Annotated in this window: 20 protein-coding genes and 1 pseudogene; 8 read left to right on the forward strand and 13 right to left on the reverse strand. The window is 70.5% G+C overall.

From position 1 onward, the window contains the following. The first annotated feature begins 184 nt into the window (after positions 1–184). Positions 185–1,216: a YncE family protein gene (locus tag AC30CM_RS02940; RefSeq protein ID WP_490115321.1), complete on the forward strand. Its 1,032-nt coding sequence runs from the start codon at positions 185–187 to the stop codon at positions 1,214–1,216. A gap of 27 nt (positions 1,217–1,243) precedes the next feature. Here the strand turns inward: AC30CM_RS02940 and AC30CM_RS02945 are convergent, their stop codons facing one another. Then, on the reverse strand, positions 1,244–1,939 hold the full coding sequence (locus AC30CM_RS02945; RefSeq protein WP_490115322.1) for a response regulator: 696 nt from the start codon (positions 1,937–1,939) through the stop codon (positions 1,244–1,246). Then, positions 1,936–3,510 carry a sensor histidine kinase gene (locus tag AC30CM_RS02950; protein WP_490115323.1) on the reverse strand — a complete coding sequence of 525 codons (1,575 nt, stop codon included), beginning with the start codon at positions 3,508–3,510 and terminating at the stop codon, positions 1,936–1,938. Before AC30CM_RS02950 ends, AC30CM_RS02945 begins: the two co-directional genes overlap by 4 nt. Positions 3,511–3,631: 121 nt before the next feature. On the opposite strand from AC30CM_RS02950, the gene AC30CM_RS02955 reads away from it, so the two are divergent. Continuing rightward, entirely contained in the window at positions 3,632–5,014 is a 1,383-nt protein-coding gene (locus tag AC30CM_RS02955; protein ID WP_490115324.1) for a cation:dicarboxylate symporter family transporter, read from the forward strand. Positions 5,015–5,077: 63 nt separating this feature from the next. Here the strand turns inward: AC30CM_RS02955 and AC30CM_RS02960 are convergent, their stop codons facing one another. The 4 genes from AC30CM_RS02960 to AC30CM_RS02975 form a co-directional block, all read right to left on the reverse strand. Next, the gene (locus tag AC30CM_RS02960; protein ID WP_490115325.1) at positions 5,078–5,392 is read right to left on the reverse strand and encodes a hypothetical protein; all 315 of its coding nucleotides are present in this window, start codon (positions 5,390–5,392) and stop codon (positions 5,078–5,080) included. A 152-nt stretch (positions 5,393–5,544) separates the two neighbouring features. Next, positions 5,545–6,309, reverse strand: coding sequence for an amino acid ABC transporter ATP-binding protein (locus AC30CM_RS02965; RefSeq protein WP_490115383.1), 765 nt, complete (start codon positions 6,307–6,309; stop codon positions 5,545–5,547). 107 nt (positions 6,310–6,416) lie between these two features. Continuing rightward, entirely contained in the window at positions 6,417–7,244 is an 828-nt protein-coding gene (locus AC30CM_RS02970) for an amino acid ABC transporter permease (protein WP_490115326.1), read from the reverse strand. Next, entirely contained in the window at positions 7,241–8,101 is an 861-nt protein-coding gene (locus AC30CM_RS02975) for an ABC transporter substrate-binding protein (RefSeq protein ID WP_490115327.1), read from the reverse strand. The genes AC30CM_RS02970 and AC30CM_RS02975 overlap by 4 nt, the downstream gene beginning before the upstream one ends. Positions 8,102–8,188: 87 nt before the next feature. Here AC30CM_RS02975 and AC30CM_RS02980 point away from each other — a divergent pair, with 87 nt between their 5' ends. Next, complete coding sequence (locus tag AC30CM_RS02980) at positions 8,189–8,497, forward strand: hypothetical protein (protein WP_490115328.1); 309 nt, start codon at positions 8,189–8,191, stop codon at positions 8,495–8,497. Next, positions 8,494–8,739, forward strand: coding sequence for a DUF8129 domain-containing protein (locus tag AC30CM_RS02985; RefSeq protein WP_490115329.1), 246 nt, complete (start codon positions 8,494–8,496; stop codon positions 8,737–8,739). Before AC30CM_RS02980 ends, AC30CM_RS02985 begins: the two co-directional genes overlap by 4 nt. A gap of 1 nt (position 8,740) precedes the next feature. On the opposite strand, the gene AC30CM_RS02990 is transcribed toward AC30CM_RS02985, so the two are convergent. Further along, complete coding sequence (locus AC30CM_RS02990; protein WP_490115330.1) at positions 8,741–9,940, reverse strand: lipid-transfer protein; 1,200 nt, start codon at positions 9,938–9,940, stop codon at positions 8,741–8,743. Between the two features lie 53 nt (positions 9,941–9,993). Further along, positions 9,994–11,767, reverse strand: a pseudogene (locus AC30CM_RS02995) (serine/threonine-protein kinase). Positions 11,768–12,002: 235 nt separating this feature from the next. Here AC30CM_RS02995 and AC30CM_RS03000 point away from each other — a divergent pair. Then, entirely contained in the window at positions 12,003–13,058 is a 1,056-nt protein-coding gene (locus AC30CM_RS03000) for an NAD(P)H-dependent amine dehydrogenase family protein (protein ID WP_490115331.1), read from the forward strand. An 8-nt stretch (positions 13,059–13,066) separates the two neighbouring features. On the opposite strand, the gene AC30CM_RS03005 is transcribed toward AC30CM_RS03000, so the two are convergent. After that, complete coding sequence (locus tag AC30CM_RS03005) at positions 13,067–14,110, reverse strand: zinc-binding dehydrogenase (protein ID WP_490115332.1); 1,044 nt, start codon at positions 14,108–14,110, stop codon at positions 13,067–13,069. A 107-nt stretch (positions 14,111–14,217) separates the two neighbouring features. Between AC30CM_RS03005 and AC30CM_RS03010 the strand changes: the two genes are divergently transcribed. Further along, complete coding sequence (locus AC30CM_RS03010; protein ID WP_490115333.1) at positions 14,218–15,078, forward strand: patatin-like phospholipase family protein; 861 nt, start codon at positions 14,218–14,220, stop codon at positions 15,076–15,078. Positions 15,079–15,086: 8 nt separating this feature from the next. Here the strand turns inward: AC30CM_RS03010 and AC30CM_RS03015 are convergent, their stop codons facing one another. Beyond that, complete coding sequence (locus AC30CM_RS03015) at positions 15,087–16,130, reverse strand: patatin-like phospholipase family protein (RefSeq protein ID WP_490115334.1); 1,044 nt, start codon at positions 16,128–16,130, stop codon at positions 15,087–15,089. 46 nt (positions 16,131–16,176) lie between these two features. Beyond that, on the reverse strand, positions 16,177–16,401 hold the full coding sequence (locus AC30CM_RS03020) for a hypothetical protein (RefSeq protein ID WP_490115335.1): 225 nt from the start codon (positions 16,399–16,401) through the stop codon (positions 16,177–16,179). A gap of 277 nt (positions 16,402–16,678) precedes the next feature. On the opposite strand from AC30CM_RS03020, the gene AC30CM_RS03025 reads away from it, so the two are divergent. Beyond that, a complete protein-coding gene (locus tag AC30CM_RS03025) occupies positions 16,679–17,428 on the forward strand; it encodes an SDR family oxidoreductase (RefSeq protein ID WP_490115336.1) in 750 nt (249 codons plus the stop codon). Here AC30CM_RS03025 and AC30CM_RS03030 read toward each other — a convergent pair. Both AC30CM_RS03030 and lpqV read right to left on the reverse strand, forming a co-directional pair. Further along, the gene (locus AC30CM_RS03030; RefSeq protein ID WP_490115337.1) at positions 17,425–17,907 is read right to left on the reverse strand and encodes a MarR family winged helix-turn-helix transcriptional regulator; all 483 of its coding nucleotides are present in this window, start codon (positions 17,905–17,907) and stop codon (positions 17,425–17,427) included. The two genes, AC30CM_RS03025 and AC30CM_RS03030, sit on opposite strands and share 4 nt — an antisense overlap. A 38-nt stretch (positions 17,908–17,945) precedes the next feature. After that, positions 17,946–18,410 carry a lipoprotein LpqV gene (gene lpqV, locus AC30CM_RS03035; protein ID WP_490115338.1) on the reverse strand — a complete coding sequence of 155 codons (465 nt, stop codon included), beginning with the start codon at positions 18,408–18,410 and terminating at the stop codon, positions 17,946–17,948. Between the two features lie 116 nt (positions 18,411–18,526). Here lpqV and AC30CM_RS03040 point away from each other — a divergent pair, with 116 nt between their 5' ends. Further along, entirely contained in the window at positions 18,527–19,102 is a 576-nt protein-coding gene (locus tag AC30CM_RS03040; RefSeq protein ID WP_490115339.1) for a cupin domain-containing protein, read from the forward strand. Position 19,103: the final 1 nt, after the last annotated feature.

Below are 19,103 nucleotides of genomic sequence, written 5' to 3' on the forward strand. Positions count from 1 at the left end.
GTTTCCTAAATATCGCCTGAGAGTATCGACGCGGTGACCTTGGCACGTGTCTCGCGGCCCCTGGGAACGTCGGATTCCGTCGCTACACTCGACCCAGACCTCGCCCGGTACGGGCGGAGACCACTCGAATCGAGGCCGGCGTAGGACATGCCGGCGGAGGTGTCAGAAGACAATGGCTAATGGGATGGCTAATGGGATCGAGCGCGCCGCGAGCGTGACCGGCAGCACCCCTGCGGACACCGCGACGGCGACGCTGCAGGCCGAGGCGACCGTGGGACACGGTCCGATCGCCGACATGGCCGTGGATGGGGACACCCTGGTCGTCACCAACTACGCCGACCACTCGGTCGCGGTACTGGACGCCCGCGACCTCGAGGTGAAGGGCGGCATCACCGCCCGCGAGCCGTTCGCGCTCGCGGTGGCGGGGGACAAGGCCTACGTCGGCGTCGCGTCGGTGAGCTACGACGCGGTCGCGGTGTTCGACACCCGCACGGGAGCCGTCACCGCCTCCTACCCGCTGAGCTACAGCGTCACCGCCATGACCACCAGCCCCGACGGCAAGCGCATCTTCGCCGGCCGGGCCGCCGACGGCGGCGTCGACGTCGCCGTGGTGGACGTGGTGGCCGAGCGCGTGGGCACCATCTACCTGGCCAAGGGCGACGACGTCGTCATCGACGCCATGAAGGTCGACGCCTCGGGCCGCCGCCTCTACGTCGGAACCTCCGACGCGCGGGGCAGCCGCCTCATCATCGTGGACCTGGAGAACTCGCGGGTGCGGCGCTCGGTCGAGATCGGCGGACCCATCCGCGGAATCGAGATCGGTCTCGACAGCCGTGCCTACGTGCTCACCTCGGACCTGCGCGACCGCGGCATGTTCCACGTCGTCGACCTGGTCGCCGGGCGCATCACGGCCAGCGCGGCCGTGGCCACGGCACCGATCCAGCTCGCCATGTCCGCCGACGGCAGCCGGGCGTACGTCGTCGACTACGACCGGGTCGCCGTGATCGACACCGAGACGCTCGACGTCGTCGACTCCATCACCGTGGGTGCGCGTCCGTCGTGCATCGCGGTGGGGCTGAAGCGGCTCTACGTGGCCGACTACGAGGGTGGCGTCACCGCGTTCGCGGTCGCCGCACCGACGCCCATGCTGTACGCGCCGATGATGGCGGCCAACCCGATCGCCGCCCCCCAGGTGCGCGAGCTGGCTCCCGCCTGACACGTCCGACCGCCGCGCAAGGCCGCCTCACGCCCACTGATACCGGGTCTTGGGGCGGCCTTTGCCGTAGTCGGTGAGACGGACGACCGTGCCGTCGTCGGCCAGCCGCTCCAGGTAGCGCCACGCCGTCACGCGTGACACGCCCACCTGCTTGGCCACCGCGTCAGCCGTGAGGCCGTCCGCGTGATCACGCACCGCCCTGGCGATCTCGTCGTTGGTCTGCTGCGAGGCGCCCTTGGGGGCGGCCCCACGGTCGGCCACGGTGCGCAACTCTGCCAGCGCCCGGTCCACCTCCGCCTGGCTCGCGGCGTCGACGCCCGCGGGCAGCGCCGACCGATAGCGCCGATAGCGCTCCAGCCGTTCGCGGAAGGCCGCGAACGTGAACGGCTTCAACAGGTACGCCAGCGCACCGTGGGCGACGGCCGCCCGCACCATCTCCAGATCCCGCTCGGACGTGATGGCGATGATGTCGGGCGCCGGCCGCAGCCCCGCCAGCGCCGACGCCAGGCTGATGCCGCTGGCGTCGGGGAGCCCGATGTCCAGCAGCACCAGGTCGACGGGCTCCGAGCCTGCGGTGGCCTCGGCCGCGGCCTGCATGGCGTCACGCGCGGTGTGCACCACGGCGACCGTCGTAAAGCCTTCCAGGCGCGCCAGATACGTGTGGTGCGCCTCGGCGATCAGCGGTTCGTCCTCGACGATCAGCACGCGGATGGCGGAACTCACCGACCTCCTCCCGGGATGGTCACGGTGACCACCGAACCATAGGTGACGTCGGCGGTCAGGGTACCCCCGTGCCGCTTCACCACCTGTGCGACCAACGCCAGGCCCAGACCGTGGTGCTCGGCGTCGCTGCCCGACTTCGTCGAATACCCCCGCTGCATGGCCCGGGTGAACGTCTCGGCGTCCATGCCGGGGCCGCTGTCGGCCACCCGGACCACCAGATCGGACGCCTCGAGGGTCACCGTCACCTCCACCCACGGGTCGTCCCGATCGCACGCATCCATCGCGTTGTCGACCAGATTGCCGAGCACGGTGACCAGTTCCTGCGGCGACAACGGCAGATCGTCCGCGGCCGCGGGCAGCCGGGTGTCCTCGGTGATCGTCATCGCGATGCCGCGTTCGTCGGCCTGCGCGGTCTTGCCCAGCAGCAGCGCCACCAACGCGGGCTCGCCGACGTCGGCCGACAACCGGTCGACCAAGCGCTGCGACACCGCCAATTCCTCGGTCGCGAACGACACCGCGTCCTCCGGTCTGCCCATCTCCACCATGGTGATCACGGTGTGCAGCTTGTTGGCGGCCTCGTGGGCCTGGGCGCGCAACGAATCCGTCAGCACCTGAAGGGAACTCAGCTCACCCAGCGCGCCCTGCAATTCGGTGCGATCGCGGATGGTGACCACCTCCGAGCCCTGTCCACTCGGGGAACCGGTGACCTGCGATCGGTTCACCACCAGCACGCGGTCCTCGGTGACGTGCACCTGATCGCGCACCCCCGGCTCCGACGTGCGCAGGAAGTGCGGCAGGTCGTCGAGAGCGATTCTGCCCGAGGGCAATCCGAGCAGTCGGCGGGCCTCGTCATTGGCCAGCACCACCCGTCGACCGTCGAGCACCAGCAGGCCCTCCGAGACCGAATGCAGGATCGCGTCGTGATGCTCGTACATCACCCGCAGCTCGTCGGGACGCAGACCGTGCGTCTGCCGCAACAACCTGCGCCGGATCGCCCACACGCCCACCAGCGACACCGCGAGCGCGCCCAGGCTGACCCCCACGATGGCCGGCACCTGCTCGCGCCACCGCTGCGCCAGCGTCTGCTGCGTGATGCCCGCGGCCACCAGACCCACCACCCGGCCATCGGCGGACTTCACGGGAACGATCGCGCGAATCGACGGACCGAGCGTGCCGGTGTACACCTCGGTGAAGGTCTCCCCGCGCAGCGCCTCCTGCCTGGTCCCCAGGTACTTACCGCCGATCTGGCCGGGATCGGTGTGGGTGAACCGGGTGCCGTCGGGCGCCATGATCGTGATGAACGCGATGTCGGTGTTGGTGCGGACGGCCTCGGTCACCGGTTGCAGGACCTCGGTGGCGCGACCCGAGGAGATGGCCGCCGCGGTCGACGGCGCATCGGCCAGCGCCGTGGCGATGCTGACCACCTGCTGGCGCGCCGCCGAGTCGCCGTCATGCCGGGCGTCGACGAGCGCCAGCACGCTTCCCACCAGCACCATCACCATGATGACGGCGATCTGCAACGCGATGGCCTGTCCCGCCAGCGACCGTGGCCACAACGCCGGAGTGCGCATGCCACCTCCACCGCGGCGTCCGCCGCCGAACAAAATGAACTAAAGCGTGACGTGGGTCACGCGGGGGAACACCATCCTTTCAGACCGATTTTCCGCTGCCCGAGTTCGAAGGAGAACGTAGATGGCCACCGAGGTAGACGCGGCAGCCCCGCCCGAGGAACCGAAGAAGAAGGACCGCACGCACTGGCTGTACATCGCCGTGATCGTGGCGGTCGTCGCCGGCGTCGCGGTGGGGCTGCTGGCACCCGGTGTGGGCAAGAGCGTCGGCGTACTCGGCACCATGTTCGTCGACCTCATCAAGATGATGATCGCGCCGGTCATCTTCTGCACCATCGTGTTGGGCATCGGATCGGTCCGCAAGGCCGCCACCGTCGGCAAGGTCGGCGGCCTGGCCTTCGTGTACTTCCTGCTCATGTCGACGTTCGCGCTCGGCATCGGCCTGGTGGTCGGCAACCTGCTGCACCCCGGCACCGGCCTGCACCTCACCGAGACCGCGGCCTCCAAGGGCGCCGAATACGCCGAGACCGCCCACGAGGCGGGCGGCCTCATGGACTTCGTGCGAGGCATCATCCCCGAGACCCTGTTCTCGGCACTGACGGCCGGCAGCGTGCTGCAGGCGCTGTTCGTGGCCCTGCTGGTCGGGTTCGCGCTGCAGGCGATGGGCGCCGCAGGCGAATCCGCCCTGCGCGCCATCGGGACGCTGCAGAAGGTCGTCTTCAAGGTGCTGTCGATGATCCTGTGGCTGGCCCCCATCGGCGCCTTCGGCGCCATCGCCAACGTCGTCGGCCAGACCGGCTGGACGGCCGTCACTCAGCTGCTGGGCCTGATGCTCGGCTTCTACATCACCTGCATCGTGTTCGTGTTCGGCGTCCTCGGCGTGCTGCTGCGGATGGTCGCGGGCGTCTCGATCTTCAAACTGGTGCGCTACCTCGCCCGCGAGTACCTGCTCATCGTCTCCACCTCGTCGTCGGAATCCGCGCTGCCGCGGCTGATCGCGAAGATGGAGCACCTGGGCGTCGACCGGTCCACCGTCGGCGTGGTGGTGCCCACCGGGTACTCCTTCAACCTCGACGGCACCGCGATCTACCTCACCATGGCCTCGCTGTTCATCGCCGGCGCGCTGGGCGATCCGCTGTCGGTCACCGAGCAGATCGGCCTGCTGGTCTTCATGATCGTCGCGTCCAAGGGTGCCGCGGGCGTCACGGGCGCCGGGTTGGCCACGCTGGCAGGCGGCCTGCAGGCGCACCGCCCCGACCTGCTCGACGGCGTCGGCCTGATCGTCGGCATCGACCGGTTCATGTCGGAAGCCCGTGCGCTGACCAACTTCTCGGGCAACGCCGTGGCCACCCTGCTGGTGGGTTCCTGGACCCACACCGTCGACAAGGACCGCGTGGACAGCGTGCTCCGCGGCGACGACCCGTTCAACGAGCTGACGATGGTCGACGACGACCACGGCTCGCGCACCGAAGAACCGGTGCAGGCGAAGGTCCCTGCACCGGCGTAGTAGGGGCGTGGAAAGCGAAGGGCCCGGCCGGATTCTTCCGACCGGGCCCTTCGCCTCGCGCACTCAGCGCGAGCAGTTCAGCGACACCGAGATGGTCTGGCTGGTGATCGCGGGCACCAGCACGCGGCCGTCACCGAGCGTCGGACCCACGTAGGGCACCAGCTGCGACGTGGTCTGCGGGTTGCGCACGCTGGTGACGACGCACTGGTCGATGGGACCGGTGCCGATCTTGTCGAGGGTGACGGTGTATCCCTGCGACTGCAGCCGTGAGATCACCTCCGACGCCGACTCGCCGTCATCGGCTAGCGCCGCACCCGCCGGTGCCGCCACGGCGCACAACCCGGCCGCCGCGGCCGTCAGAGCCCACCTGGTACGCATCGACGTCTCCCTCGTTCGCGTGATCGCCACGGTGTTCTCCACCAGTGTCCCTCACAGTGTCCCTCGTGGCGTCCCTCGCGGTGTCTCTCGTGCTGTCCCTCGCGGTGTCTCTCACCGTCTCCACCACCGCCGCCGGCCGGCAGCGGTGGTGCTCACGGCAGGATGAAACGCCGCAGGAACTGCCGGGTGCGGTCGTGCTCGGGGTCGCCGAGCACCCGCGCCGCGGGCCCGGATTCGAGGATGCGCCCGTCGGCGAGGAAGCACACCCGGTCGGCGACGTCGCGGGCGAAGGCCATCTCGTGGGTGGCCATCACGATCGTGGCACCGCCCTCGGCCAACTCGGCGACCAGCGTCAGCACCTCGCCGACGAGTTCGGGATCCAGGGCGCTGGTGATCTCGTCGAGCAACAGCAATCGCGGGTCGTAGGCCAGGGCGCGGGCGATCGCCACGCGCTGCTGCTGCCCGCCCGACAGGGTGTCCGGATAGGCATCCGCCTTGTCCGACAGGCCCACCCGGTCCAACAGCGCCCGGGCCCGTTCCTCGGCGTCCGCGCGGGATCTCCCGTGGACCCGCCGCGGCGCCAGCGTCACGTTCGCCAACGCCGTCATGTGCGGGAACAGGTTGAACGACTGGAAGACCATGCCGATCGCCTGCCGCGCGGCGTCGGCGTCGATGCGCGGGTCGCTGATGTCGCGGCCGTCGAGCAGGATCTGGCCGCCGTCGACGTCCTCGAGCAGGTCGACGCAGCGCAGCAGCGTCGACTTCCCCGAACCGGACGCGCCGATGAGCGCCACCACCTCGTGCTCGCCGACGTCCAGATCGATGCCGTCGAGCACCGTCCGCGAGCCGTAGGCCTTGCGGACGTCGCGCACCGCGAGCAGCGGCTGCGTGCCTGCCCCCTGCCGTGACTCCGTCACGGTGTCTTCCTGCCGTGACTCCGTCTCGGTGTCTTCCTCGTGCGGCTTCGCCGTCACGGTGTCTTCCTGCCGTGACTCCGTCTCGGTGTCTTCCTGCCGTGACTCCGTCACAGTGCCCCCTGCCGCACGCCCACCCGCTTCGCCGCCCAATCCGCCAGCCGCGCCGACGGCACCGCCAGCGCCACGAACAGCAGCCCCGCCACCACGTAGGGCGTGAAGTTGTAGGTCGTCGCGGCCTGGATCTGCGCCGCGCGTACGGCGTCGACGGCGCCCAGCACCGAGATCAGCCCGCAGTCCTTCTGCAACGCCACGAAGTCGTTGAGCAGCGCCGGCGTGACGCGCCGCGTCGCCTGCGGCAGCACCACCAGCTGCATGGTGCGGCGGTAACCCAGGCTCAACGAGGTGGCCGCCGCCAGCTGCGACGGATGGATCGACTCGATGCCCGCCCGCAGCACCTCGGCCACGTACGCCGAGTAGATGAGCACCAGCGCCAACCCGCCGAGCACCACCGGATCGGTGGGCATTCCCGCCAGCCGCAACCCCGGCAACCCGAACCCCACCAAGTACAGGCAGATCAGCAACGGCAACCCGCGGAACAGGTCCACGTAGCCGGTGGCCAACGCGCGTACCGGAAACCACACCGGGCCGCGCAGCGTGCGCAGGGCGGCCAGCAGCAGCCCCAACACCAGGATCAACACCTCGCACACCACGAGGACGCGGACGTTGAGCCACAGACCGTCCAACAGCGCGGGCAGGCTCTCCCACCCGATGCGCAGGTTGAAGAACGACTCGCGGACCCGCGGCCACCCCGGCGACGACGTGACGGCCAGCAGCAGCACCGCCGCGAACACCACGGTCGACGCCAGCGCCATCAGCGTCGAGCGGCGGGCGCGTGACCGCCGATACGCCACCCGGTCGACGACGTCGGGCGTCACGACAGCATCGGTGCCTTGCCTTCACCGGACAGCCACTGGTCTTGAAGCCGCTTCAGGGTGCCGTCGGCGCCCAGTCCGTCGACGACCTTCGACACGCACGGCGTCAGCGAACTGCCCTTGTCCAGCACGATGCCGAACCGTTCGGCCTGCTGGCCGTCGGGCGGCAACTGCCCGACGATCGTGCCGTCCGGCAGTTCACCTTGCACGGCGAACGCGGTGGGCAGGTCCACCACCAGCGCGTCGATCTGCCCGCTGGTCAACGCGGCCTTCGCGTCGTCGTTGTTGTTGAACACCAGCACGCCGGGGTCCACGGCCTTGGCCGCGGTGTAGCTGGTGGTGCCCACCTGAGCACCGATCCGCAGACCCTTGAGGCCGGCGAGATCGGTCACCTTGGCCGCCGGCGAGGACTTGACCGTGACGACGGCCTGGGTCACGTCGTAGTAGGGCGTCGAGAAGTCGACGGCCTGCGTGCGGTCGGGGGTGATCGAGAACTCGTTGAGGTTGGCGTCGAACGTCTTGGGCCCCGGCGCAATCGCGGCGTTGAAGGGCACGCGCACCCAGGACACCTCGTCCTTGGCGTAGCCCAGCTTGTCGGCCACCGCGTAGGCCAGGGCCGACTCGAAGCCCTTGCCGTTGGCGGGATCGTCGTCCTCGAACCACGGCGAGTACACCGGCTGGTCGGTACCGAACGTGAACCGGCCGGGCTGCAGGGTCTTCAGGGAGTCCTTCGTGCAGTCGGCCGCCGAGGCCACCGACGAGGGTGCGGCGGCCTCGTCGGTGGGGGCGCACGCCGTGACGGCGAGCAGCGCGGCCGCGACCGCGGTCGCCAGTCTGGTGTTCGAGATGACAGAACGCATGCGCGGCATCATCGCTCGTGGGGGGCGATGTGCGCCACGGTTGCGCTCGTGCCGTTTAGCCTGCGCGTGGATGGCTACGCAGGAGCCATGAGTACCGACGCCGACGACACCGTGGCCGACGAGACCGTGGCCGACGACACCGTGGCCGACGGCACCACCGCCAACGACCTGGGCGGTGCCGACGACATGCTGAGCCCCATGGAGGCCACCGACTCCGACGAACTGCGCAACCACGACGGCGACGAGGTGGTGGACCCGCCGACGCAGTGGTCCGGCGTGACCAAGCACGGCATGACGGCCCGGGAGGAGAGCGAGGGGGAGACCCTCGACGCGCGCCTGGCGCAGGAGGTGCCCGACGTCACGGTCGACGACGTGGATCCGACGGCGGCCCCGTGAGCACCGGCGACCTTCCCTTGCCCGACTACGACCAGATGTCGCTGGGTGATCTGCAGCACCGCATCCGCACCCTCGACGCGGCACAGCTGGAGACGGTGCTCCTCCACGAGTGCGCGCATGCGGCCAGGGTGCCGGTGCTCGAACTGCTCGAGGCGCGGCAGCGCGAATTGGACGGCGGCGCAAGCCCGTCCGGAGGTGACCCGGGTCAGACGCCGCGCGTCAGCGGACCGGGCGAACCCTAGGTCACCGCTGCGCGCGCTGATACGCAGTGACCACCGCCGCCCCGCCCAGGCCGATGTTGTGCTGGAGGGCGGCGGTGACCCCGTCGACCTGCCTGGCCTCGGCGGTGCCGCGCAACTGCCACGTCAGCTCCGCGCACTGTGCCAGCCCCGTCGCACCAAGCGGGTGGCCCTTCGAGATCAGACCGCCGGACGGGTTCACCACCCACGTGCCGCCGTACGTCGTCGCACCGTCGTCGACCAGGCGCGGGGCCTCACCCGCCGCACACAGGCCCAGCGCCTCGTAGAGCAGCAGCTCGTTGGCCGAGAAGCAGTCGTGCAGTTCGATCACCTGGAAGTCGTGCGGGCCCAGGCCCGACTGCTCGTACACCTGCCTGGCGGCCTGGACGTTCATGTCGTAGCCGATGACGTTGGCGGCGCTGCCGTCGAACGTCGACTCGAAGTCGGTGGTCATGGCCTGCCCGACGATCTCGACGGCCCGGTCGGCGAGACCGTGCCGACCGACGAACTCCTCGCTGACCACGATCGCGGCACCCGAGCCGTCCGAGGTGGGCGAACACTGCAGCTTGGTCAGCGGGTCGGAGATCATCTTCGAGGCCAGCACGTCCTCGAGCGAATACTCCTCCTGGAATTGGGCGTACGGGTTGTTCACCGAATGCTTGTGGTTCTTGAAGCCGATCTTCGCGAAGTGCTCGGCGGTGCTGCCGTAGGTGCGCATGTGCTCGCGGCCCGCGGCCCCGAACATCCACGGCGCCACCGGGAATGCGAACTCGTCGATGGCCGCCAGCGCCTTGACGTGATTGCCCAACGGCGACTCCCGGTCCTGTGCCCCGCCGCCGAGCGAGCCCGGCTGCATCTTCTCGAAGCCCAGTGCCATGACGCAGTCCGCGAGCCCGCCTCGAATGGCTTGCGCGGCAAGGTACAACGCCGTCGAACCGGTGGAACAATTGTTGTTCACGTTGACGATGGGGATGCCGGTGAGGCCCAGCTCGTAGAGTGCCCGCTGACCCGACGTCGAATCGCCCGAACAGTATCCGACGAAGCCCTGCTCCACCTCGGAGTAGGAGATGCCGGCATCCTCGAGCGCCTTGGTGCCCGACTCCTTGGCCATCTGGGGGTAGTCCCACCCCTCGCGGCGGCCGGGCTTCTCGAACTTCGTCATGCCCACTCCGGCGACGAATACGCGGTTCCTGCTCCTGGCCATGAACTACCCCTTCGTGCGGTCGTGGCAGCAACATATACCGGGCGACCCCTGCGTCAGCTGTAGTTGAGCCACCAGTCGTGCAGCTCGGCCATGTCCGGGCCCTGCACGTCGGCCAGCAGCAGATCGCTGTTCTGCGTCCACATCACGTCGGCATTGCCCTGATAGGTGCCGCACGCCACCTGTCCGGCGACGACGTTCGGTTCCCGCTGGTAGTTCCACTCCGCGGGCGACGGCATGTTGGCGCCCGGGCAGTCGAAGAGTTCCTCGTTCTCCTTGAGCGATTCGGTGAAGTGCAGGTTGAGCTGGTCGAGGTCGGCGAACAGCGAGTACCGCGCCGCCTTCGGCCCGCCCGGCTGCGTCGACGCGCCGCAGTCGACCGTGGCCAGCGAACCGGGGGCAGGCGGCGTCGCCACCTCACACGCGCTGGTCGGGTAGCCGGGCGGGATCAGCGACAGCAGCGTCGCCGCATACGATCCCGGGTCGTTCGGCTGGGTGGTCGCCGTGCGGGTCCGCGACGTCGAGGTGCGCGCGCTGGTGGACTTCGAGGACGTGGCCGCCGTGGGCGTGCCCGGCTTCGACGCCGAATCGTCGCCCCTGACCACCAGGAAGATGCCGACGGCGGCGATGACCGCCAGCACGACGGCGGCCACGGCGGCCAGGGCAAGCCACGGACCCTTCTTGCCGCCCGACGGATTCGACCCCGGTGAGTTCGGCCCCGGCGGGGGGCCCCATCCCGGCGGGCCGCCCGGGCCGCCCGGGCCACCCGGGCCACCCGCGGTGGCCGGGTAGCCGTAGGGCTGCCCGTAATAGGCGCCGGGGGGAGGCGGGGGTGGTGGGTAGGGGGTCGCGGCGGGGGTCGGCGTGCCCGGGTACGGCGGGGGGTACGGCGGCGGGGTGGCGCCGAACGCGGGTGCCGGTGCCGGGTCTGGCAGCGGGGCCTGCATGGTGGCCGCCTGGCCGCGCGCCAGGATGGTCTCGGCCTGATCCTGATCGCGGGCGGTGAGCGCCTCGGTGGCGGTCATCGCCAGGTCACCCGCCGAGGCGAAGCGATCGGCGGGATTCTTGGCCATGCCCCGCGCGATCACGTCGTCGAAGGCGGCGGGGATGCCCGGCCGTTGGACGCTGGGTCGGGGAACCGGGTTCATCAGGTGCGCGGTGATGATCATGCTCACGCTGTCACCGGCGAAAGGCTGTGCGCCCGCCAGGCATTCGTAGAGCACGCACGCCAGTGCATAGACGTCCGCCCGGTAGGTCACCTCGTCGTTGGTGAACCGTTCGGGTGCCATGTAGGCGTAGGTACCGACGGCGGTTCCCAGTTCGGTGAGCTTCTCGTCGCTGGCGGCGTTGGCGATGCCGAAGTCGACGAGGGTAGGCGAAGTCGTCGCGGGTGAGAAGGATGTTCTCCGGTTTGACGTCGCGGTGCATGATGCCGCTCTCGTGGGCGGCGTCCAGCGCGGCGGCGACCTGCCGCACGATCGCGACCGCTCGCGCGGGCGTCATGGGGCCGAAGTCCTTGAGCAGCTTGCGCAGATCGGAACCGTCGATCATCCGCATGTCGACGAACAGGGTGCCGTCGATCTCGCCGTAGTCGTGGATCGGCACGACGTGCGGTTCCTGTAGCCGACCCGCCGAGTGGGCCTCGCGCTGCAGGCGCTTGCGGAACACCGGGTCGTGGGAGACTCCCTCGGGGAGCAGCTTCAGGGCGACCACGCGGTCCTTGACGGTGTCCTGGGCCTCGTAGACCTCTCCCATGCCGCCCTTGCCGATGAGTCGCAGCAGGCGGTAGGGCCCGAACTGGGTGCCCTCCCGCGACGTCGGCTCGCTCATGGTGCCGTCTCCTCGAACATCACGATGGTCGGCACCCCCGCCAAGATCAGTGCCTGGTAGCACCCTAGTGGCGGCCCGGGACGTCGACAGCAGAACCACAGCTCAGCGGCAGTCTCCGGCGCCCGGCTGCAACCGACGTCGGCGCATCGCGGAGATCGGGCACCTCGGGACGCCGCGTGGTGTACATGTGGGTAGAACGTGTTCTAGTCATGGTGGGTGTGTGGGAGGGGTGCCGATGGCGTTGCGCGTGGTGCAGTGGGCGACCGGCGGCGTGGGCGTCGCCGCCATCAAGGGCATCCTGGACCATCCGGACCTCGAGCTCGCCGGTTGCTGGGTGCACTCGGAAGCCAAGAGCGGCAGGGACGTCGGTGACCTCGTCGGTACCGGCCCCCTCGGGGTCCTCGCCACTAATAGCGTCGAGGACGTCCTGGCCCTCGATGCCGACGCGGTGATCTACTCACCGCTGCTGCCCAATCCCGACGAGGTGGCCGCACTGCTGCGGTCGGGCAAGAACGTGATCACCCCCGTCGGCTGGTTCTACCCCGGCGAGAAGGAAGCCGCGCCCCTACGCGCCGCCGCGCTCGAAGGCTCGGCGACGTTGCACGGCACCGGGATTGCCCCCGGCGGCATCAGCGACAAGTTCCCGCTGATGATGTCGGCCATGTCCACGGGCGTGACCTTCGTGCGTGCCGAGGAGTTCTCGGATCTGCGCACCTACGACGCCCCCGACGTGTTGCGCCACGTGATGGGCTTCGGCGACACCCCGGAGAAGGCGATGTCCGGGCCCATGCAGAAGCTCCTCGACGGCGGCTTCATCCAGTCGGTGAAGATGATCGTCGACCGCATGGGGTTCGCTGCGGCGGCGCGGATCCGCGCCACGCAGGAGGTCGCGGTGGCCACCGCCCCCATCGACTCCCCGATGGGCGCCATCGCACCCGGGCAGGTGGCCGGGCGACGGTTTCACTGGGAGGCGCTCGTCGGCGACGACGTGGTGGTGCGCGTGACCGTCAACTGGCTGATGGGCCAGGAGAACCTGGACCCCCCTTGGTCGTTCGGCCCGGACGGGGAGCGCTATGAGATGCAGGCCAGGGGCAACCCCGACTTCACGGTGGTGGTCAAGGGCTTCCAGCCCGAGAGCGTCGAGGCCGGCCTGGAGAGCAACAACGGCATCGTCGCCACGGCCGCACACTGCGTGAACTCCGTGCCCGCGGTGTGCGCGGCGCCGCCGGGCATCGCCACCTACCTGGACCTCCCGCTCGTCAGCGGCAAGGCGGCGACCCACCTGCGCTGACGTAGCTCTCAGGGCTGCACCAGGATTCGGATCGGATCGCCCTCGGCACGTTCGAGCTTCTCGATGCCGCGCGCCACGTCCTCCAGGGGCACCACGTCGCTGATCGAACGGGACAGGTCCAGCCGCCCGCGCGACACCAGGCCGGCCAGCGTCCCGATGTCGGCGTTCTGGTAACCGAGGTGGCCGCGGACCTGACGCTTGAAGAGGTTGAACATCGACGTTGGGCCGATGGTGGGGGCGTCGGCGCTCATCCCGACACCCACCAGCCGACCCCCGACGGTGAGTGCATCCAACGCCTGCTCGAACGTCGACTTCAGCCCCACGGCGTCGAACGCGACGTCCAGGTTGCGGCCGCCGGTGGCCTCGGAGATCTTGGCCGCCAGTGCCGGATCGGAGGCGTCGAACGCGTAATCGGCGCCAAGCGCCAGCGCGCGCTCGAGGACGGCAGGCTTGACGTCGACGGCGACGATCGGGGCCGCCCCCACCAGACGCGCCAACTGCACGACGTGGGTGCCGATGCCGCCGACACCCCACACGCCCACCGACTCGCCGATGCCGACGTCGCCGGTCCGCACCACCGCGCCGAAGGGAGTCGAGACCGCGTCGGCGAGGATGGCGGCCTGTTCCAGCGGTACGTTGTCCGGCACCGGGGTCAGGCCGAATGCCTGCGCCACCGTGTACTGCGCCCACGCGCCGTCGTACGCGAACGCCATGAGTTTGATGCGCAGACAGTTCGACAGGTCACCGCGGCGACAGTTCGCGCATTCCAGACACGGCTTGCCCGCGGCCACGACGACCCGATCGCCTTCGGCCCACCCCGTGACGCCGGGACCCAGCGCGGCGATGGTGCCCGACGCCTCGTGTCCCTGGGTGACCACGGGCAGCTGCCCGGGGAACGTGCCGTTGATCAGGCTCAGGTCGGAATGGCAGATGCCGCAGAAGGCCACCTTGACCAGCACCTCGCCCGGCCCGGGCTCGGGGATCGGAACATCCTCCACGACAACCCTTTTGGTGTCGGCGTAGAACCGCTGCGCCCGCATCGTGTCCGCCATGTCGCTCCGTCCCTGCCTGCCGGCCTCGGTGCCGGGCCGCCCCGGCCATCATGCCCAGCCTCGGCCGTCGGAGCAATGCGCCGGGCACTTTGGCACACTCGGGTGTCATGACCACGCGCGCACTGGTGCTCGCCGGCGGCGGAATCGCCGGAATCGCCTGGGAGACCGGCGTGCTCTGCGGCATCGCCGACGCGACTCCCGAGACGGCCGCCGCCCTGCTGGCGTCCGACGTCCTGCTGGGAACGTCGGCGGGCTCGGCGGTCGCCGCGCAACTCGCCGGCGGCGCGGCGCTGGAGTCGCTGTTCGAACGGCAGGTGGCCGACACGTCGCCCGAGATCGACCCGGGCGTCGACCTCGACGACATCACCGCGTCGTTCCTGACCGCCGTCACCGAACCCGGTGACGACCGCGCGAAGCTGCGCCGCATCGGCGCCGTCGCCGCGGCCACCCAGACGGTCCCGGAGCCGGTGCGCCGCGCCGTCATCGCGGCGCGCCTGCCCTCGCACGACTGGCCCGACCGGACGCTGCGGGTGACGGCCATCGACGTCGACACCGGTGAATTGGTGGTGTTCGACGGTCCGGTCGGTCCCCGAGGGCCCGTGGCGCTCGTCGACGCCGTGGCCGCCAGCTGCGCGGTGCCGGGGGCGTGGCCGCTGGTCACCATCGGCGGGCGGCGCTACATGGACGGCGGCGTCGGCAGCACGGTGAACCTGGCCGCCGTCGCCGAGTGCGACGAGGTGGTCGCCCTGGTGCCGTCGGCGCGCGACGCCCCGTCACCGTTCGGGCCCGGTGCGGCAGGGGAGATCGCCGCGTTCGCGGGGCGCGCGCATGGGGTGTTCGCCGACGACGCGGCGCTGGCCGCCTTCGGCGCGAACCCGCTGAACCCGGCGTGCCGGGTGCCGTCGGCGTGGGCGGGCCGGGAGCAGGGCCGCCGCGTCGCCGCGGACGTCGCCGCGTTCCTCGATTAGCCGGCCGGTCAGACGTCGAGGAACGTGTCCAGCGCCACGGCGGCGAGTTCCTGGCCGATCTCGATGACCTCGGTGGCGCGGTAGAACTCCAGGCTGCGGCATGCGGTGCGGGGGACCTCGATCAACAGGTCCGGCGGGTGCGCCGCCAGGGTGTGGCGCATCAGTGCGGCCTGAGCGATGTCGATGGTCCGGTTGAGCACCTCGAACCCCCCGAGCCGCGGCACCGGAAGCGGATCGGCCGAGACCACGTCGGTCACGGCGGCGGAGACGGCATCGGTCACGGCGGCGGAGACGGCATCGGGCACGGCGGCGGAGGCGGCATCGGGCCCGGCGGGCGGCAGCTCCTCGCCTGCCGACGTGCTGAACCTGCTGAGCACCGAGCGCGGCGTGTCGAGCAGCGAGCGCGCCGCGGCGGTGTCCAACAGCGCGGTGGTGCTGCGCCACATGCGGCTCAGCAGCTGCGGTTCGCCGCCCGGCGGTGTCACCTGGTCGGCGGGGCGGTGCAGCGGGTCTTCGCCGTTGAGGCTCACCGCGATGGTGACGTCGGCGTGCACGGCCGCGATCGGCGCCATGGGCAACGGATCGAGGATGCCGCCGTCGGCCAGCAGCCTGCCGTCGAGTTCGTGCGGGGTGATGACCCCGGGAATGGCGATCGAGGCGCGGATCGCCGCGTCGACGGGGCCGCGCTGCAACCACACCGACTTGCCCGAGATCAGGTCCGTGCTCACCGACGTGTAGGGGATGGGCAGGTCCTCGATCAGCACGTCGCCGAGGATCTCGCGGACCGCGTCGAGGATCTTCTCGGCGCGCAGCACGCCCGCCGCCGTCAACGAGGGGTCCAGCAGCCGTAGCACGGCGCGCTGGGTCAGTGCACTCGCCCACGTCGCGTACTCGTCGAGCTTGCCCGCGGCCTGCAGGCCGCCCACCAGGGCGCCCATCGACGATCCCGAGATGCCGACGATCTCGTGCCCGCGATCGTGCAACTCGTTGATCACGCCGATGTGGGCGTAACCGCGAGCGCCACCGCTGCCGAGGGCCAATGCCACGCGCATGGCCGTGATTGTGCCCGGCGTCAGTCCGCCGGGGCGCCGGTAGGGGTCAGCAGCCGACGCGGCTGAAGAAGGCGACGGCCACCAGGCCGATGACGAATGCGACGGTCGGTTGGCCGCTGGTGAGGGCGACCACGACGCCGGTGATGGCGGCGATCGCGATGAGGAGCAGCAACACCCCCAGCAGGACGCGCGTGCCGTGGATGGACCCGCCGGCCGCCGGGGGCAGCGCGGTCTTGGCTGGCTTGAGACCGTCGTCGTGTGAGCCGATCATGGCGAACCCTCTCCCCGGTTGGTGATGCGGGACACAGCATAACGCCATTTGTGATGCACGCCACTACATCTAGGCGGTCTAATCGTTCGGCGTCGTCGCCTCGTCCGGCCGCCGGGCACCGCGGACCCCTCGGCAGCCGGTTCGCGTCGGCGGTTTGCCAGAGCTGGCAGGGCCCGGTGGCTGCGTGACACGTCACGGAATAGGGTGACGTGTCACGTAGTTGAGGACGACGAGACGCCCGCCAGGGCGTCGACGACACCGAGAAGAGGAGACTCCGATGACACAGCTGGAAGGCAAGACCGCCCTGGTGACCGGCGGAACGTCGGGCATCGGCCTGGCGACGGCACGACGACTGGCCGCCGAAGGCGCGACGGTGTTCATCACCGGCCGCAACCAGGCGCGCCTCGACGAGGCGCTCGCCACCCTCGGTGCCGGCGTCACCGGCGTCCAGGGCGACAGCGCCAACCTCGCCGACCTGGACCGCCTCGCCGACGCCATCCGCCGGCACGGCCGCGGTCTCGACGTCGTGTTCGCCAACGCCGGAGGCGGCGAGTTCGCGACGCTCGAGCAGGAGACGCCCGAGCACCTCGCCGACACGTTGAACCGCAACGTCGGCGGCACCGTGTTCACCGTGCAGAAGACGCTGCCGCTGCTGAACTCCGGCGCGTCGATCGTGCTGGCCGGCTCCACGGCCGCCACGACGGGTACGCCCGCCTTCGGGGCCTACGCCGCGTCCAAGGCCGCCATCCGGTCGCTGGGCCGCACGTGGGCCGCGGAACTGGCCGATCGCGGAGTACGGGTCAACACCGTGGTCCCCGGCCCCATCGAGACGCCCGGACTGGGCGAGCTGGCACCGGAAGGCCAAGAGCGCCAAGACCTCCTCGACGGTCTGGCGGCCTCGGTGCCCCTCCGCCGGCTGGGCGACCCGGACGAGATCGCCGCGGCCGTGGTGTTCCTGGCCTCCGATGCCAGCAGCTTCATGACCGGCTCGGAGATCTTCGTCGACGGCGGCATGAACCAGGTCTAACGCTCGGGCCGCGGCAGGGTGCCCTCGCGCAGCAGGCCCTCGTACACCAGGGCCAGGGCGTCGGCGAGGGCATCCACGCCGTCGGCGGGCAGGTCCGAGAAGAACGCCCGCCGCACCCACGCGGCGTGCACCGGCGCCGAAGCCACCAGCAGGTCGCGGCCCGCCGTCGCGAGCACCGCGTCGGTACCGCGCCCGTCGGACGCCGACGCGGCGCGCACGACCAGGCCGCGCCGCGTCATGCGCATCAGGTGGTGTGACAACCGGCTGCGTTCCCAGCCGATCATCGTCGCCAGCGCGCCGAGCTGCATCCGCTGCTCCGGCGCCGCCGACAAGGCGTTGAGCACCGTGTAGTCCGCCAGCGACAACCCGCACTCGGTCTGCAGGTGACGATTCATCTCGTACTCGAGTCGGTGATACACCCGCATGTAGTTCAGCCACGCGCGCTGCTGTCGCGCGTCGAGCGGGTAGTCCTCGGCCATCGGGGTCCGCGACTTTCGCTTGCCGTGATCCGAAGTGGTCAGCAGAGGCCGTCGGCCGCCGCCTCGGCCGCGACGATCACGGCCGCCTGACGGTCCGGAGGCAGCTGCCCCCAGGCGGTGCCGAAGGTGCCGGGACCCGCGGAGTTCGAGCGCTGCACGTCGGCCAGATACGGCTCGAACTGTGCCTTGGGATCACCCCCGCGCCCGGTCATCCACTCCTTGGCCGCGCTGCAGGCCTGCGCATATTCCTCCTCGGTGGACGTCGCGGGCGCGCCGACGGCGGTCGTGACCCCAGCCGGCGACACCCCCACCGCGCCCGGTGGGGCGGAGTGCGTCTCGGTGGTCGAGGGGGCGGTCGACGGCGCAGGCGTGCCCGTCGATCCCGACCCAGCCCCCGACCCAGCCCCCGACGTCGGTGACGTGGCCGACTCGGTGGGTCCCGACGAACAGCCCGCGACGACGGCGACGGCAGCCACCGCGGCGAGCACCGGCAACGTGTGCATGCCGCCAATCTATGCAACACTCGGCCACGTGTTGGAGTGGACCACCTGTCAGGAGTGTTGTCGGGCGTGACGCCCGCCCCCTGACCCGTCCGCACACCCATCGGGAGTCATGTCTCGTGTCCGCACCAACCCTGTTCACGTCCCCGGCCGCACCGTCCGGGATCGCACCCACCCGGCTGCGCGTGCCCGACCTGCTGCACGCCACCGACCATGCCGCCGACGCCGTGCTGTCGGGCCACTACGACCACCTGCTGCCCGCAGGCGGCGTCCCCGCCGACGAGCGCTGGTTCACCCGGCTGCACGGTGATGACGAACTCGACGTCTGGCTGATCAGCTGGGTGCCGGAGAGGTCCACCGAACTGCACGATCACTGCGGATCCCTCGGCGCGCTCACCGTCGTCTCGGGCGCGCTCGTCGAAAGCCGGTGGGATTCGCGCGCGTTGCGGGATCGCCGGCTCGAGGCCGGGGACCAGGCCGGGTTCCCGCTCGGCTGGGTGCACGACGTGGTGTGGGCGCCCGAGCGCGTGACGACGACCTCGGGTACGGCCGCTGCGGGGCCACGGACCGGGCCTACGCTGTCGGTGCACGCCTATTCACCGCCGTTGACCGCGATGTCGTACTACGAGGTCACCGAGCGCAATACCCTGCGCCGCAGCCGCACCGAGCTGACGAACGAACCCGAGGGAGACTGAC

The organism is Mycobacterium sp. DHQP2018-32-09 (genome assembly GCF_058148405.1).